The following is a 15,249-nucleotide window of genomic DNA, read 5'->3' as shown; positions in this document are numbered from 1 at the left end:
CCAGCTAGGCCGACCCGCTTTCATGAGAACGAGTCCGGAACAAGGTTCGCGATGCGCGTCTCTCCGCAGAGTTGTCCACAACCCAGCCCCGCGACTTCCTCACGGAAGATTGACCGGATCATTACAGTTCGGGTTAACCCCGACCGGTGAACTAACAAGAACTAATAGCGTTGCACTCGCCGCAATCGCTTGATAGCTCGACTACACATGCTATTTAGGACCCCCAATTATCAAAAGGAGAATCAATTGGCCAAGACAGCTAAGAAGGCAGCTACCAAGAAACTGGCGCGGAAACCCTATACCCCGGCCGACATCAAGCTGCTGAAGCAGCACTCGAAGTCCAAGACCCCGGTGGCCAAGATCGCCAAGATGATGAAGCGGACCGAAGGCTCGCTCCGGCAGAAGGCGCTGGCACTCGGCATCGGCCTCGGCCACCAGCGGTAAACGGTTCAGCGCCGCTGTCGCGCGCGACAGCGGCCACGCAACGACGGCGCTCATCAGTTGCAAATCAATCTCAGCAGCTGAAAAGTTCCAATCCGAGCTACATCGTAGCGCCAAGAACCCAGGGCGCGAACTCGGCCCCGCCGAAATCGAAGCTCTCGCTCTTGGTCGGTTGCCCGGAGGCGGTCTTCAGCATCAACTCGAAGATGCGCTGGCCGCACTCCTGCACCGTCTCCTCGCCATCGAGGATGGTGCCGCAGTTGACGTCCATGTCGTCTTCCATCCGCTTGTACATCGGCGTGTTGGTGGCGAGCTTGATGGACGGCGCAGGCTTGCAGCCGAACACGCTGCCACGCCCGGTGGTAAAGCAGACGAGATTCGCACCACCCGCAACTTGTCCGGTGGCGGCCACGGGGTCATAGCCGGGCGTGTCCATGAAGACGAAACCCTTTTTGGTGACCGCCTCGGCGTAATGCAGCACATCCACGAGATTGGTGCTGCCGGCCTTGGCCATCGCGCCAAGTGATTTCTCGAGGATGGTCGTCAGGCCGCCGGCCTTGTTCCCCGGGCTGGGATTGGCGTTCATCTCGGCGCCCTCGCGCGCCGTATACTCCTCCCACCAGCGCATCAGCGACACCAGCTTCTCTCCGACCTCGCGACTGACCGCGCGCCGCGTCAGCAGGTGCTCGGCACCATAGGTCTCGGGCGTCTCGGACAGAATGACCGTGCCACCATGTCGCACCAGCAGATCACTGGCAGCACCCAGCGCCGGATTTGCCGAGATGCCGGAATAGCCGTCGGACCCGCCACATTGCAGCGCCACCGTCAGTTCGCTCGCCGGGACCGTCTCGCGCTTCACCCTGTTGGCATCAGCGAGCGACTCCTTGACGAAGGCGATGCCGGCCTCGACCGTCTTGCGGGTGCCGCCGACCTCCTGAATGTCCATCGCGCGCAGCCGCCCGGCGAGCTTCTGCTCCTCCATCAGTCCGCCGATCTGATTCGCCTCGCAACCGAGGCCCAGAACGATCACGGCTGAGAAGTTCGCGTGCCGCGCGTAGCCGCCGAGGGTGCGTCGTAGCAACTTCAGCGGCTCGTCCAGCGTCATGCCGCAGCCGGTCTTGTGCGTCAGCGCCACGACGCCGTCGACATTCGGATAGTCGGCGAGCGGGTTGTCTCCCGTAAATGGATTCCTCTTGAAGACATCAGCGACCAGGCCCGCGACATGCGCACTGCAATTCACGGACGTCAGAATGCCGATATAGTTGCGCGTCGCAACGCGACCATCGGGGCGACGAATGCCCTCAAAGGTTGCGGGAAGGTCGAAGTTCGGCGTCGGCTTGACCTCGACGCCATAAGCGTAGTCCTTGGCGAAATCGCCCATGCCGCAGTTCTGTGTGTGAACATGCTGCCCTGGCGCAATCGGCGCGGTCGCGAAGCCGATGATCTGGCCATAGCGGCGGACCGGCTCACCCAAGGCAATCGGACGCACTGCGACCTTATGGCCTGCCGGAATCCGGTCGACCGTCACCACCCCATCGGCCACCGTGAGCCCGGGCGGCAGGCTCGAACGGGCGATCAGCACGCTATCCTCGGGATGAAGACGGATGACGGGGGCGGGAGCCATGGCGTTTCTCTCGTTTCGAGACGTCGACCGGTAACAGATACGCGAACAGCGAGAGCGAATAGCGGATTGAATCAATCCCTATTCGCTACTCCCCATTCGCAATTCGCTCTCAGGCTTTGCCGCCCGACTCTTTCCGGGTCTGGGCGACCTGCTGGCGAGCATAGACCTGCATCAGCCCGACCTCATTCGACAAGGTCACGAGCTTGAAGCCCATGTTGATGGCGCGGACAGCGCCTTCGGCGCCGCTGCAATGGATGCCGGGGTTGAGGCCGCGCTTGCCGCATTCCTTCACGATCTTCTCATAGATCTTCAGGATCTCCGGCTCGTCACGGTCGAGCTTCGGCACAAGCCCATAGGAAAAGCCGAGATCGGACGGCCCGATATAGACACCGTCGATGCCTTCGACATCGAGAATGGCTTCCATGTTCTCGACCGCCGTCTTGGTCTCCATCATCGGCAACAGCACGATCTCGTCATTGGCCGTCTTCTGATACTCGCCGGCGCCGCCATACATGCCCGAGCGGATCGGGCCGTTCGAACGCACGCCCTTCGGCGGATATTTCGAGTAGGAGACGAGATTGCGCGCCTCCTGCGGCGTATTGACCATCGGGCAGATCACGCCATAGGCACCGCCGTCGAGCACCTTGCCGATGATCCCGGGCTCGTTCCAGGGCACCCGAACCATCGGCGTCACCGGGTGACCATGCATCGCCTGGAAGCATTGCACCATCGACAGATAATCCTGCACGCCGTGCTGCATATCCACGGTGACGCTGTCGAAGCCGCACTGCGCCACGACCTCCGCGGAGAATCCCGAGGGGATCGCGAGCCAGGCATTCACCACCGCCTTGCCTTCGGCCCAGAGCTGCTTGACCTTGTTATTCGCCACGACTGCGTTTCCTTCCCTTGTTGTTCAATCGAATTGTCTTTTTCGAACTTGCCCGTTCTCACGGAGGCGCGGCGCGAAGAGATCCAACCCCGTCGATTTTGCTTCGGGGTCGCTCCGCGCGCCCCGCGATCATGCCGATGTCACGATGTGGCTCGCTGAATGCTCGCTTCGCTGACACCCACTTCACGGGCCGTGCTCACTATCGCTGCCCAGGTGTCATCGGGCAAGGGCACGCCGTTGGCGGTCCGCTCCGCCCGCATCTTGCGCTCGGGATCACCGGGCACCAACACCTGATCGACGCCGGACACCGGTTTGGTAGCCCGGATGAAATCCGTGTAGCGGGCGATCTCGCCGTCGAAGAAGCTGGCAGGATCGATCACTTTGGGGTCGATGTAGATGGCGAGCATGCCGTTGGCAAAGCGCCGCCCCGCCGAGGTTGCGCCGGTCCCGGTCAAGGCACCTCCGAGCAACTCGCAGATGAAGGCCAGACCAGAGCCCTTGTGCTCACCGAAGGCGCGAATGGCACCTGTTCCCTTGGTATGATCCCGCGTTCCCTCCGGCTCGTATGGACCGTAAAGCACCGACGGATCCTCGCTGAGCGTACCGTCGGCGTCGATCAGGGCACCTTTGGGGAGTTTCTTGCCGCCACGGCTTGCCACCAGCACCTTGCCCTCGGCGACGATGGAGGTTGCAAAATCCAGAACAATGGGATCCTGCCCGTGGCGCGGGATACCCACACAATACGGCGCCGTCGAGAACCGTTTCTCGACCCCCCCGAAAGGCGCGACTAGCAAAGAGCCCGCAGCAGTGACGAAATGAATTGAAACCAATCCTTCGGCGGCGGCCATTTCCGCCCAATCGCCGACACGGCCGAGATGCCCCGAGTTACGCAGCGCGAGCGCCGCGAGTCCGCTCTTTTTGCACCGATCGATCCCAATCTTCACCGCCTGGGGCGTGACGGTCTGGCCGTAGCCGAACCTGCCGTCGACGACGACCATCGACGGCGTGTCGACAACGATCTCGGCCGACTGATTGGGCACGATAAAGCCCATCTTCTGCCAGCGGATATAGACCGGAACCCTGATCACACCATGACTGTCGTGGCCGGTCAGGTTCGCGGTGGTGAGGTAGGTGGCTATTCGGCGGGCCTCCTCGGACGAGGAGTGGGAATGTTCGAAAATGTCAGCAACGAAATCAATAAGGCGGGAAACCTTGATTATGACCATGACAACTCGCGGGTTCGATCAAAATGCGAAACCAGAGTTAGCATGGATTGCCATGTCTGCGACGCACGCCATCTCCGCTCGACTGCATCGCTTCTTATCAAACTGTTGAAGAGCCTGCCAAGCATGAGCATCGGGCAAGGATGAAATTAGCCGATCTCTGCACGATGTCATTCATCGGGGCGGTCATCCGGCTCGAGATCAGGTCCGACGCTCTGTTCGAGCTCATCGAGCATTTTGTGCAACGCGGCAAGCTTGCGCGCGCCGTAACGCTCCGAAATGGACGCGTAGACCGCCTCGGAGCTCGGCGCGACCAGCGCAATCAGCCTCAGGCCCTTCGCTGAGATGGAGAGGACGCCCCGCCGCAGATCGCGCGCATTCACCTCGCGCTGGATGAGACCGCGCGTCTCCAGATCGCGCAGAATGCGTGACAGGCTGGGGCCGAGCAGAAACGCAACCCGCGCCAGCTCGGTCACCTCGATGGCATCGACGGCCGCCAGCGCACGCAAAATACGCCATTGCTGCTCCGTCAACCCATGCTGCCGCAGGATTGGACGGAACTGACGCATGACCGCCTCGCGGGCGCGCAGCAGCGCCATCGGCAAGGATTGTGAGAAGTCACGCATCGGCACCTTGCGGCTCTCCTTCGCCGACCGCTTTTCGCCCTTGCTTCTGGTCTCGCCCATGCCTCTCCCCCGCCCGCACAAATATTTGCAGCGCAGCAAATATCGTTTCGGTTTGCTCGTCGAAACTTAACATGTTAATCATGTACTGACACGTTATTTCCGAGCAATCATCTCATGCCCCTGACGCACGACCAGATCCACAGCTGCGCCCTGCGCCTCGATCAGGCCGAGAAAAGCCGTAGCCAGATCCGACAGCTCTCACGGGAGTTTCCCGCCATCACGATCGCGGACGCCTATGAGATCCAGCGGGCCTGGATCGACATCAAGGTCACGGCGGGCCGGATCATCAAGGGCCATAAGATCGGCCTGACATCGAAGGCGATGCAGAGCGCGCTCAACATCGACGAGCCGGATTCGGGCGTACTGCTCGACGACATGTTCTTCGCCGATGGCGGCATCGTGCCGTCGGACCGGTTCATCGCGACGCGGATCGAGGCCGAGCTCGCATTCGTCATGAAGCACCGGCTTTCGGGACCGGACTGCACCTTGTTCGATGTGCTGAATGCGACCGATTACGTCGTGCCTGCGTTGGAGATCCTCGACACCCGAATCGAGCGCGTCGATCCCGAGACCAAAGCCACGCGCAAGATTTTTGACACGATCGCCGACAATGCCGCAAACGCCGGCATCGTGCTCGGCGGCCGGCCGCTGCGACCGCTCGACGCCGACCTGCGCTGGATCGGCGCGCTTTGTTATAAGAACGGACAGCTCGAAGAAACTGGTCTCGCGGCCGGCGTCCTCAACAATCCCGCGACGGCGGTGGCTTGGCTGGCCAACAAGATCGCCGCGCAGGGGCTGGCCCTGGAACCGGGACAGGTCGTGCTGGCCGGCTCATTCATCCGGCCGATCGAGGCACGCAAGGGCGATACGATTCAAGCCGACTACGGTCCGTACGGGACGGTAAGCTGCTATTTCGGCTGACGCCAGCGCGAGACAAAAACCGAGAGCAAAGACCGAGAAAGAAGGGCATGCCGCATTTCAGCATCGAATACTCGGCCAATCTCGACGAGCGCCTCGACATGGCCGAAGTCTGTGAAATCGTTCGCAAGGCCGCCGGCGAAACCGGCATCTTTCCGATTGGCGGCATCCGCGTGCGCGCCATCCGCTGTGAGCATTACGCGATCGCCGACGGCAAGCCCGACTATGGCTTCCTCGCGATGCTGCTGCGGCTCGGCGAAGGCCGCGATCTCGCAGCTCGGCAGCGCGCCGGGGAACACGTCTTCAAAGCGCTCTCAGCGCATCTCGACCCGATCTTCGCGAGCAGCAAGTTCGCGCTGTCCTTCGACATGCAGATCAACGACGCAGCGACCAGCTGGAAACGCAACAACATCCACGACGCCCTGAAAGCGGAGGCATCACATGGATAAGGCCACACCCAAAGCCGACATCTACAAGGCCAATCTCGACCGCGCCGCCCCCCTGCTCGCCAAGCTCAAGGACGAGGGCATCGGCCACTTCATCGATGGCAAGGTGGTACCGGCGATTTCGGGCGCGACGTTCGAGACGAAGTCGCCAATCGACAACACCGTGCTGGCCAAAGTAGCGCGCGGCAATGCCGAGGACATCGACCGCGCGGCGACCTCTGCTGCGCTCGCTTTCAAATCCTGGCGCGAGATGGCGCCGGCGATGCGGCGCAAGCTCCTGCACCGCGTGGCCGATGCGATCGAGGATCATGCCGACGACATCGCCGTGCTCGAATGCATCGACACCGGTCAGGCCTATCGCTTCATGGCCAAGGCGGCGATCCGCGCCGCCGAGAATTTCCGGTTTTTCGCCGACAAATGCACCGAGGCGCGCGACGGGCTGAATACGCCGAGCGAAGAGCACTGGAACATCTCCACGCGGGTACCGATCGGCCCGGTCGGCGTGATCACCCCGTGGAACACGCCGTTCATGCTGTCGACCTGGAAGATCGCCCCGGCGCTCGCGGCAGGCTGCACGGTCGTGCACAAGCCGGCCGAATGGTCGCCGATCACGGCGCACTGGCTGGCAAAACTCGCCAAGGACGCCGGTATCCCCGATGGCGTGCTCAACACTGTCCATGGCTTCGGCGAGGAGGCCGGCAGGGCGCTGACCGAACATCCTGCCATCAAGGCGATCGGCTTCGTCGGCGAGAGCACGACCGGGTCGGCGATCATGGCGCAGGGCGCGCCGACTCTGAAACGCGTGCATTTCGAGCTTGGCGGCAAGAACCCGGTGATCGTGTTCGACGATGCCGACCTCGATCGCGCGCTCGACGCCGTCGTGTTCATGATCTATTCGCTCAACGGCGAGCGCTGCACCTCCTCGAGCCGCCTGCTGGTGCAGCAGAACATTGCCGAGACATTCACGGCCAAGCTCGCGGCGCGCGTGCGTGCGCTGAAGGTCGGTCATCCGCTCGATCCCGCGACCGAGGTCGGGCCGCTGATTCATGAGCGGCACCTCGCCAAGGTCTGCTCTTATGTCGACATCGCGCGCCAGGACGGGGCGATCATTGCCGTCGGCGGCAAGCCGGTCGCTGGTCCGGGCGGCGGCCACTACGTCGAGCCCACGCTCGTCACGGGCGCGAGCCAGATCATGCGCGTGGCGCAGGAAGAGGTGTTCGGGCCATTCCTGACCGTGATCCCGTTCGGCGACGAGGCGGACGCGATCGCGATCGCCAATGACGTGCAGTATGGCCTCACCGGCTATGTCTGGACCGGCGACATGGGCCGCGCGCTGCGCGTCGCCGACGCGCTGGAGGCCGGCATGATCTGGCTGAACTCGGAGAACGTCCGCCATCTGCCGACGCCGTTCGGCGGCATGAAGGCGTCCGGCATCGGCCGCGACGGCGGCGACTATTCATTCGACTTCTACATGGAGACCAAGCACGTCTCGCTCGCGCGCGGCACCCACAAGATCCAGCGGCTCGGCGTGTAAGGAGAACAGCCCATGACCTCCCCTCGCCTCGCCACCTATGCCGTTGACGGCGTGGTCCGCTACGGCCTCGTCACCGATCAAGGTGTCATCGATCTCTCGGCGCGCTGTGCCAAGGATTATCCGACCCTGCGCGAGGTGATCGCAGCCGGGGCCCTGCCGCGGCTGACCGACGCCGCCTCCGGCCTCTCGCCCGATCATCGCCTTGATGCGATCACCTGGCTGCCGCCGATCCCCTCCCCCGAGAAGATCATCTGCATCGGCGTCAACTATCCCGACCGCAATGCCGAATATAAAGACGGCCAGGACGCGCCGAAATATCCGTCGATGTTCATGCGCACCCCGCGCTCCTTCGTCGGCCACGAGACGCCGCTGGTGCGCCCGCGCGCCTCGCCGCAGTTCGACTATGAGGGCGAGCTCGTGCTGATCATCGGCAAAGCCGGGCGGCATATCCCGGAAAGCCAGGCCCTCGACCATATCGCCGCGCTGACGCTGTGCAACGAAGGCACGATCCGCGACTGGGTGCGGCACGCCAAGTTCAATGTCACCCAGGGCAAGAACTTCGACTCCACCGGCAGTCTTGGCCCCTGGATCGTGCCCTACACGGATGAAAGCCAGATCGCCGACATCCGGCTGACGACGCGCGTGAATGGCGAATTGCGCCAGGACGACCGCACCTCGCGGCTGATCTTCGGGTTCCGCTATCTCATCAATTACATCTCGACCTTCACGACGCTGATCCCAGGCGACGTGATCGTGACGGGCACGCCGACCGGCGCCGGTGCACGGTTCGATCCGCCACGCTTTCTGAAGCCCGGCGATACCATCGAGATCGAGGCCGAAGGCGTCGGCACCTTGCGCAACGGCGTCGTCGACGAAGCACAGTAGAAACGGAAGATCAGCATGACCACCATGACCGGCGGCGAAGCCATCGTCAGCGGGCTCGTTGCCCACGGCGTCGACACCGTGTTCGGCCTGCCCGGCGCGCAGGTCTACGGCCTGTTCGACGCCTTCCACCAGGCGCAGCTCAAGACCGTCGGCGCCCGCCACGAGCAGGCCTGCGGCTACATGGCGTTCGGCTATGCCCGCGCCAGCGGCAAGCCCGGCGTCTTCAGCGTTGTGCCCGGACCGGGCGTGCTCAACGCTGGCGCCGCGCTGCTCACCGCCTTCGGCTGCAACGAGCCGGTGCTGTGCCTCACGGGCCAGGTGCCGACGGACTATCTCGGCCGCGGCCGCGGCCATCTGCATGAGATGCCCGACCAGCTCGCGACCTTGCGCACCTTCGTCAAATGGGCCGAGCGCATCGAATATCCGGACTCGGCGCCGACACTGGTCTCCCGCGCCTTCCAGGAGATGCTGTCGGGACGGCGCGGCCCTGCCGCACTGGAAATGCCCTGGGACGTGTTCACGCAGAAGGCCGAGACATCAGCTGCAAAGCCGCTCGGGCCGTTCACGCCGCCGCAGCCCGATCCCGATCGCATCGCCAAGGCGGCGGCGCTGATTGCGGGCGCGAAGGCACCGATGATCTTCGTCGGTGCCGGCGCGATCGAGGCGCGCGACGAGATCCTGGAACTGGCCGAGATGATCGACGCCCCGGTTGTCGCCTTCCGCTCCGGGCGCGGCATCCTCTCCAACGCACATGAGCTCGGACTCACCATGGCCGCGGCCTACAAGCTCTGGCCGACCACGGATCTCATGATCGGCATCGGCACCCGCATGGAGCTGCCGACCACGTTCCGCTGGCCGTTCAAGCCGGACGGCTTGAAATCGATCCGCATCGACATCGATCCCGTCGAGATGCGGCGCCTGATCGTCGACGCCGGCATCGTCGCCGATGCCAAGGCCGGCACGGCCGCACTGGCCGCGGCAGTCAGCAAGGCTGGCTATCGCAAGACGGCGGGCCGCCGCGCAACCATTCGCGAGGCCAGCGCGGCGAGCTTGCAGGAGATCCAGAGGGTGCAGCCGCAGATGGCCTATCTGAACGTGCTGCGCGCGGTGCTGCCGCATGACGCCATCGTCACTGACGAATTGTCGCAGGTCGGCTTCGCCTCCTGGTACGGTTTTCCGGTCTACGAGCCGCGCACCTTCATCACGTCGGGCTATCAGGGCACGCTCGGCGCCGGCTTCCCCACCGCGCTCGGCGCCAAGGTCGCGCATCCCGACAGGCCGGTCGTGGCGATCACCGGCGACGGCGGCTTCATGTTCGCCGTGCAGGAGCTGGCGACCGCCGTGCAGTACAACATCGGCGTCGTCACCTTGGTGTTCAACAACAACTCTTACGGCAACGTCCGGCGCGACCAGCGGGAGCGCTTCGACGGCCGCGTCGTCGCCTCCGATCTCGTCAACCCGGATTTCGTCAAGCTCGCCGAATCCTTCGGCGTCGCCGCGAGCAAGGTCACGGCGCCCGATCAGTTCAGATCGGCGCTGGAAAAAGCGCTGGCGCACGGCGGCCCCTATCTGATCGACATCGAGGTGCCCCGCGACAGCGAAATCTCGCCCTGGGCCTTCATCCATCCGGCGAAGCCGTCAGCCTGATCAGCGCGCCCGGCGAAATGTCAGGTTGATGCGCCGGCGGCCGAGCAGCGCATGCTCGCCGTCGGCGAGCGGGGCTATGCCGTGGAAGGCGAGCCGCGCCGGGCCGCCCCACACGACGACGTCGCCATGAACGAGCCGATAACGCTGCGTCTTGTCGGTGCGCTTGAGGCCACCGAACAGGAACGTCGCGGGCAGACCCAACGACACCGAGACGATCGGCGCGCCGATGTCGCGCTCGTCGCGGTCCTGGTGCAGCGACATCTTGGCACCGGGTTCATAGCGGTTGATCAGGCACGCATCCGGCGCGAAGTCTGCAAAGCCGGCTTCGCTCGCGGCTTGCTCCGCAAGGTCGCGAAACAACGGCGGTATCGCCGGCCATGGCTGGCCGCTCTCCGGATCAAGGGCATCGTAGCGATAGCCGGTCCGGTCCGTGACCCAGCCACACGATCCGCAACTCGTCATCGCCACCGACATCTGATGGCCGCCCGGCGTCATCATGCGGCGGAACGGCGCCTGAGCGGCGATCGCCTCGATCACCGCGATCAGCTCGGCCTGCTGTGACCGCGCAAAGCCGCGCAGCAGAACGGCACCCGGCGCAAGCTGCTGGCGCGCCGGTCCTGCGGACTCGAGTCCATCGAACAGATCAGCCGCCATGCCTACTTCGCATCATGAAAGATCACGCCGAGCGTATGCCGCTGGCCGGCGCGGAGACGACTGACGCCGTGGCGCATGTTGACGCGGTAGCTGCCGCGCGTGCCCTGCACCGGGCGATTATGGACCGCGAACACCACGGCATCGCCCTGCCGCAGCGGCACGACCTCGGCGCGCGACTGCATGCGCGGCCGCTGCTCGGTCAGCACGAACTCGCCGCCCTCGAAATCGCGCCCCGGCTCGGACAAGAGGATCGCGACCTGCAGCGGAAACACGTGCTCGCCATAGAGGTCCTGATGCAGGCAGTTGTAGTCGCCCTCGACATATTGCAGCAGCAGCGGCGTCGGCCTGGTCTGGCCGGCTTGATGGCAGCGGGCGAGGAAGTCGGCATGCTCGGCCGGATAGTGCACATCGATCCCCATCGTCGTAGTCCAGCGATTGGCGATCGGGACAAGTTGCGCATAGAGATGCGGCCGCAGCTGCGCGATCGGATCCGGCAGCGGATAGTTGAAATATTTGTATTCCCCGCGCCCGAAGCCGTGACGCGCCATGACGACACGGCTGCGGAAACGCGCGTCGTCCGGATAGAGCGCCGCCAGCGCGCGGCAGTCATCGGGCGACAGCAGCTGCGTCAACACGGCGCAGCCGCGCGCATCGAGGTCGCGTTCGACTATGGCCCAATCAATCGCGTCGATACACGGAGAACCAAGGACTGGCGGAACCGGGGTCAATTTGCGTACGTTCGTCATCCACACAATGTGGCCCTCAGACCCCTGTCACGCCACCCGTTTCCGGATGAACAAGGTGTTCCGAGGCGACGCTAGTCGGTCAGATGAACTCAGCCCCGCACCACACCCTCGACCCCCGCGGCGATCTCCAGCAGCTTGCGGTCATTGCCGCCGGACTGTGCCAGCATCAGGCCGACCGGGACGTCGCCGTGGCGATGCGCCGGCAGCGAGATGGCGCAGCCGTCGATCATGTTGATGAAGGTGCAATTGCGCAGGGCCCGGATGTTCTCGCGGGCGAAGGCCTGGTCGTCGGCGAGATCGGCGATTTTCGGCGGCGCATTCGCCGTGGTCGGCATCACCAACGCGTCATAGGGCGCGATGCGCGCGGCCGCCCGCGCCACCAGGGAGCGTCGGGCGTTGAGCATCTCGATGTAGTCGGGCACGGTGATCGCCTCGCCGCGCATGATGCGGACCGACACGCGCGGATCATAGACGTCGCCCTTGGCTGTGAGCAGGAAGCGGTGCCAAGCATAGCTCTCGGCGGCGGCAAAGCCGCCCTTCATGCCGATGAGGCCGACGTCGAGGAATTCCGGGAATTCGATGCGCTCGATCAGCGCGCCCTGCTTCGCCAAGGTCTCCAGCGCGCGTTCGAACGTCTCCGCCACCTCGACGTCGAGCTCGTCGAGCACGACGGTGGTGGGCACCGCAAGCCGCAGGCCCTTCACCGGGCGCGGCGCGAGCGGCCGGATCGGCTCGTCTGCCAGCACGGAATCCAGCACCGCACAGCAGGCCACCGTGTTGGCGAGCGGACCAAAGCTGTCGAGCGTGGTCGACAGCGGCACGCCGCCGTCGAGCGGCACGCGGGCCTGCGTCGGCTTGAAGCCGGTGATGCCGTTGAAGGCCGCGGGGATGCGGCAGGAGCCGCCGGTGTCGGTGCCGAGCGCGCCATAGGCCATGCGGTCGACGACGGACACCGCAGCGCCCGACGACGAGCCGCCGGGTACGTGGCCGATTTCGCGCTTCCAGGCGCTCTTCGGCGTGCCGTAATGCGGGTTGATGCCGATGCCGGAATAGGCGAACTCGGTCATGTTGGTGCGGCCGATCACGACGAAGCCGGCCCGGCGCAGCCGCGCCACGACCGGCGCATCGGCGTCCGCCGGCGCCGAATCCTCCAGCGCGCGCGAGCCGGCGCGGGTCACCTGGCCCTTGATGTCGAACAGGTCCTTGATCGAGACGGGAATGCCGGCATAGGGCGACGGCGCGGCATTGGCCTTGCGCAGCGCATCCATGCCGTCGGCGGCCGCCAGCGCCGCCGCCTTGTCGACATGGATGAAGGCGCGCTGGCCTTCGCCGGCCGGGTCAGCGATCCGCGCGAGACACGCCTCGACCAGTTGGCGCGACGTCATGCGGCCGGCGGCGAGATCAGCAGCCAGCGCGGCCAGGGTCGGATTTGCAGTGGTCATGGCGTCCTATCGCATGTCTGCGGCATCGGCCGCGAGTTCCAGATCGAGCAGCGCGGAGCTCAGCGATTTGCCGTGGGCATCCAGCGCCAGCGAGCGGGTCACCCCGCCGCCGAGCGCCCGGCTCATCACGAAATTCAGCGCCGCAATGTTGGGCAGCTCATAGCGGACCACCTCGCCCTGGACAATGCCGGCAAAGTGCGCCCTGACCCGCTCGGCGGTCACTTGCGCCAGCAGCAGCGGGTAGTGCTTGGGGTCGTAGGCGATCACCGAGATGTTCGAGGTGTCCCCTTTGTCGCCGGTCCTGGAATGGGCGATGTCGCGCAGCTTCATCTCGGCTCCGTTCGTGCAGCCCTATCAAAGACCAATTTTCATCAGGCGGCAATTGCGGCCCGAACACCTCTGCACACGCCGGAGAGCCGCATGCGCGGCGTGATGGACCGTTGACGCCTCTGCGTCAAATGGCGCACACAAGTGACAAACGCGCGGGCGAAAGGCCCCGCCGCAGGGAGGCAAAGGGATGGCCGAGGCCAAGCGCGCACGCCCCAAACCGACACCCGAGACGCAGCATTTCTGGGACGGCACCAAGGCCGGCGAACTCAGGCTGCAGCGCTGCGACGCCTGCGCGCACGTCTACTTCCCGCCGCGTCCGTTCTGTCCATCCTGCGCCAGCCGCAAGGTCAGCGTCTTCAAGGCGAGCGGCAAAGGCACGCTGTACAGTTACGTCATCAACCATCGTCCCGCCGCTCCCGGCTTCACGCCGCCTTATGCGATTGCTGTCGTCGCGCTCGAAGAAGGGCCGCGCCTGATGAGCAACATCACCGGATGCCCGCAGACGCCCGAGGCGCTGGAGCTCGACATGGCGCTCGAAGTCACCTTCGAGGCGCTCGACGAACAGATCACCCTGCCCCTGTTCCGGCCGGCGAAAGGGTAACGCGATGCGTCGAAATCAGGTCGCCGTGGTCGGCGCCGCCGAGACCACCGAGCTCGGCATCATCCCCACGATGTCGCAGATCCAGCTGCATGCAGACGCGGCGCTGAACGCGATTGCGGATGCAGGTCTCAAGCTCTCGGACATCGACGGCTTCGCCACCGCGGTCGAGACGCCGCAGCAGATCTGCCATTATCTCGGCATTACGCCGACCTGGGTCGACGGCACCTCGGTCGGCGGCTGCTCCTTCATGCTCCATGTCCGGCACGCGGCGGCAGCCATCGAGGCCGGTCTGTGCAAGACCGTTCTGATCACCCATGCCGAAAGCGGCAAGTCGATGATCGGCAAGCAGCCGCGCTCGATTGCGCCCGACAGCCTGCAGGGCCAGTTCGAGGCGCCGTTCGGCGTTTACGGGCCGCCCAGCATGTTCCCGATCCCCGTGCTGCGCTACATGAAGACCTACGGCATCACCCACGAGCAGCTAGCAATGGTCGCCGTCGTGCAGCGCGAATGGGCCGCGAAAAATCCGCGCGCGATGATGAAGGACCCGATCACGGTCGACGACGTGCTCAACTCGCGCATGATCGCCTATCCGTTCCGGCTCTTGCAATGCTGTCTCGTCACCGACGGCGGCGGCGCGCTGATCCTGACCTCGGCCGACCGCGCCAAGGATTTTCCGCAGAAGCCGGTCTACATTCTCGGTACCGGCGAGAGCGTGGAGACGCCGATGGTCAGCCAGATGGAGACGTTCAACTCGTCGCGCGCCTTCAAGGTCGCAGGCCCCCTCGCCTTCAAGGAGGCTGGCATCAGCCATGCCGACGTCGACCATCTCATGATCTACGACGCATTCGCGCATCTGCCGCTGTTCGGCCTCGGCGATCTCGGTTTCATGCCGCATGCGGAGACCGGGCCGTTCATCGCAGCCGGGCACACCAGGCCGGGCGGCAAGCTGCCGCTCAATACCAATGGCGGCGGCCTGTCCTACATGCATTCGGGCATGTACGGCATGTACGCGCTGCAGGAAAGCGTACGCCAGATGCGCGGCATCGCACCGGCACAGGTGCCGGGAGCGAAAATTTCCGTGTGTCACGGCGTCGGCGGCATGTTCGCTGCGTCGGGAACGATCATCTTCACGAACGAGAGGTAACAACGCTCGTCAGTCGTGGCGGTCAGCATGGCCTCCAAC

Annotated in this window: 16 protein-coding genes; 8 read left to right on the top strand and 8 right to left on the bottom strand. The window is 64.6% G+C overall.

The window, feature by feature from the left end; all coding sequences use genetic code 11:
* Positions 1-246: 246 nt before the first annotated feature.
* Positions 247-444: a hypothetical protein gene (locus tag BBTA_RS13755; RefSeq protein WP_012043093.1), complete on the top strand. Its 198-nt coding sequence runs from the start codon at positions 247-249 to the stop codon at positions 442-444.
* Positions 445-541: 97 nt separating this feature from the next.
* On the opposite strand, the gene BBTA_RS13750 is transcribed toward BBTA_RS13755, so the two are convergent.
* The 4 genes from BBTA_RS13750 to hpaR form a co-directional block, all read right to left on the bottom strand.
* Entirely contained in the window at positions 542-2,065 is a 1,524-nt protein-coding gene (locus BBTA_RS13750) for a UxaA family hydrolase (protein WP_012043092.1), read from the bottom strand.
* 109 nt (positions 2,066-2,174) lie between these two features.
* Positions 2,175-2,954, bottom strand: coding sequence for an HpcH/HpaI aldolase/citrate lyase family protein (locus BBTA_RS13745; protein WP_008964011.1), 780 nt, complete (start codon positions 2,952-2,954; stop codon positions 2,175-2,177).
* A gap of 140 nt (positions 2,955-3,094) precedes the next feature.
* Positions 3,095-4,180, bottom strand: coding sequence for a malate/lactate/ureidoglycolate dehydrogenase (locus tag BBTA_RS13740; protein WP_012043091.1), 1,086 nt, complete (start codon positions 4,178-4,180; stop codon positions 3,095-3,097).
* Between the two features lie 167 nt (positions 4,181-4,347).
* Entirely contained in the window at positions 4,348-4,863 is a 516-nt protein-coding gene (gene hpaR / locus BBTA_RS13735) for a homoprotocatechuate degradation operon regulator HpaR (protein WP_012043090.1), read from the bottom strand.
* Between the two features lie 114 nt (positions 4,864-4,977).
* Between hpaR and hpaH the strand changes: the two genes are divergently transcribed.
* From hpaH to BBTA_RS13710, 5 genes are read left to right on the top strand one after another with little or no spacing between them, the layout of a single operon-like run.
* On the top strand, positions 4,978-5,784 hold the full coding sequence (hpaH, locus tag BBTA_RS13730) for a 2-oxo-hept-4-ene-1,7-dioate hydratase (RefSeq protein ID WP_012043089.1): 807 nt from the start codon (positions 4,978-4,980) through the stop codon (positions 5,782-5,784).
* Positions 5,785-5,831: 47 nt separating this feature from the next.
* A complete protein-coding gene (locus tag BBTA_RS13725; protein ID WP_012043088.1) occupies positions 5,832-6,230 on the top strand; it encodes a 5-carboxymethyl-2-hydroxymuconate Delta-isomerase in 399 nt (132 codons plus the stop codon).
* Positions 6,223-7,761: a 5-carboxymethyl-2-hydroxymuconate semialdehyde dehydrogenase gene (gene hpaE / locus BBTA_RS13720; protein ID WP_012043087.1), complete on the top strand. Its 1,539-nt coding sequence runs from the start codon at positions 6,223-6,225 to the stop codon at positions 7,759-7,761. Before BBTA_RS13725 ends, hpaE begins: the two co-directional genes overlap by 8 nt.
* Positions 7,762-7,773: 12 nt before the next feature.
* Entirely contained in the window at positions 7,774-8,646 is an 873-nt protein-coding gene (locus BBTA_RS13715; protein WP_012043086.1) for a fumarylacetoacetate hydrolase family protein, read from the top strand.
* A 15-nt stretch (positions 8,647-8,661) separates the two neighbouring features.
* Entirely contained in the window at positions 8,662-10,293 is a 1,632-nt protein-coding gene (locus BBTA_RS13710; protein ID WP_012043085.1) for a thiamine pyrophosphate-dependent enzyme, read from the top strand.
* Here BBTA_RS13710 and alkB read toward each other — a convergent pair whose 3' ends face one another.
* The 4 genes from alkB to BBTA_RS13690 all read right to left on the bottom strand — a co-directional run bounded on the left by alkB (position 10,294) and on the right by BBTA_RS13690 (position 13,465).
* On the bottom strand, positions 10,294-10,947 hold the full coding sequence (gene alkB, locus BBTA_RS13705; protein WP_012043084.1) for a DNA oxidative demethylase AlkB: 654 nt from the start codon (positions 10,945-10,947) through the stop codon (positions 10,294-10,296). It abuts the gene before it with no gap.
* A gap of 2 nt (positions 10,948-10,949) precedes the next feature.
* Positions 10,950-11,693, bottom strand: coding sequence for a 2OG-Fe(II) oxygenase (locus tag BBTA_RS13700; RefSeq protein ID WP_012043083.1), 744 nt, complete (start codon positions 11,691-11,693; stop codon positions 10,950-10,952).
* A gap of 89 nt (positions 11,694-11,782) precedes the next feature.
* Positions 11,783-13,135 carry an amidase gene (locus tag BBTA_RS13695; protein WP_012043082.1) on the bottom strand — a complete coding sequence of 451 codons (1,353 nt, stop codon included), beginning with the start codon at positions 13,133-13,135 and terminating at the stop codon, positions 11,783-11,785.
* Positions 13,136-13,141: 6 nt separating this feature from the next.
* Positions 13,142-13,465 carry a hypothetical protein gene (locus BBTA_RS13690; protein WP_012043081.1) on the bottom strand — a complete coding sequence of 108 codons (324 nt, stop codon included), beginning with the start codon at positions 13,463-13,465 and terminating at the stop codon, positions 13,142-13,144.
* A 187-nt stretch (positions 13,466-13,652) separates the two neighbouring features.
* Between BBTA_RS13690 and BBTA_RS13685 the strand changes: the two genes are divergently transcribed.
* Both BBTA_RS13685 and BBTA_RS13680 read left to right on the top strand, forming a co-directional pair.
* Positions 13,653-14,066, top strand: coding sequence for a Zn-ribbon domain-containing OB-fold protein (locus tag BBTA_RS13685; RefSeq protein ID WP_012043080.1), 414 nt, complete (start codon positions 13,653-13,655; stop codon positions 14,064-14,066).
* Between the two features lie 4 nt (positions 14,067-14,070).
* Positions 14,071-15,210: a thiolase gene (locus BBTA_RS13680; protein WP_012043079.1), complete on the top strand. Its 1,140-nt coding sequence runs from the start codon at positions 14,071-14,073 to the stop codon at positions 15,208-15,210.
* The last annotated feature ends 39 nt before the right edge of the window (positions 15,211-15,249 follow it).

Origin of the sequence: Bradyrhizobium sp. BTAi1 (assembly GCF_000015165.1) — a bacterium.
Classification (GTDB): Bacteria; Pseudomonadota; Alphaproteobacteria; order Rhizobiales; family Xanthobacteraceae; genus Bradyrhizobium; species Bradyrhizobium denitrificans.
Note: the sequence above shows the minus strand (reverse complement) of the source record. Positions and strands in the feature narration are given on the sequence as shown.

Coding starts and splice junctions, on each gene's coding strand:
- BBTA_RS13750 (WP_012043092.1), bottom strand. CDS start 2,065: ATGGCTCCCGCCCCCGTCATCCGTCTTCATCCCGAGGATAGCGTGCTG.
- BBTA_RS13740 (WP_012043091.1), bottom strand. CDS start 4,180: ATGGTCATAATCAAGGTTTCCCGCCTTATTGATTTCGTTGCTGACATT.
- hpaR (WP_012043090.1), bottom strand. CDS start 4,863: ATGGGCGAGACCAGAAGCAAGGGCGAAAAGCGGTCGGCGAAGGAGAGC.
- hpaH (WP_012043089.1), top strand. CDS start 4,978: ATGCCCCTGACGCACGACCAGATCCACAGCTGCGCCCTGCGCCTCGAT.
- BBTA_RS13725 (WP_012043088.1), top strand. CDS start 5,832: ATGCCGCATTTCAGCATCGAATACTCGGCCAATCTCGACGAGCGCCTC.
- hpaE (WP_012043087.1), top strand. CDS start 6,223: ATGGATAAGGCCACACCCAAAGCCGACATCTACAAGGCCAATCTCGAC.
- BBTA_RS13715 (WP_012043086.1), top strand. CDS start 7,774: ATGACCTCCCCTCGCCTCGCCACCTATGCCGTTGACGGCGTGGTCCGC.
- BBTA_RS13710 (WP_012043085.1), top strand. CDS start 8,662: ATGACCACCATGACCGGCGGCGAAGCCATCGTCAGCGGGCTCGTTGCC.
- alkB (WP_012043084.1), bottom strand. CDS start 10,947: ATGGCGGCTGATCTGTTCGATGGACTCGAGTCCGCAGGACCGGCGCGC.
- BBTA_RS13700 (WP_012043083.1), bottom strand. CDS start 11,693: ATGACGAACGTACGCAAATTGACCCCGGTTCCGCCAGTCCTTGGTTCT.
- BBTA_RS13695 (WP_012043082.1), bottom strand. CDS start 13,135: ATGACCACTGCAAATCCGACCCTGGCCGCGCTGGCTGCTGATCTCGCC.
- BBTA_RS13690 (WP_012043081.1), bottom strand. CDS start 13,465: ATGAAGCTGCGCGACATCGCCCATTCCAGGACCGGCGACAAAGGGGAC.
- BBTA_RS13685 (WP_012043080.1), top strand. CDS start 13,653: ATGGCCGAGGCCAAGCGCGCACGCCCCAAACCGACACCCGAGACGCAG.
- BBTA_RS13680 (WP_012043079.1), top strand. CDS start 14,071: ATGCGTCGAAATCAGGTCGCCGTGGTCGGCGCCGCCGAGACCACCGAG.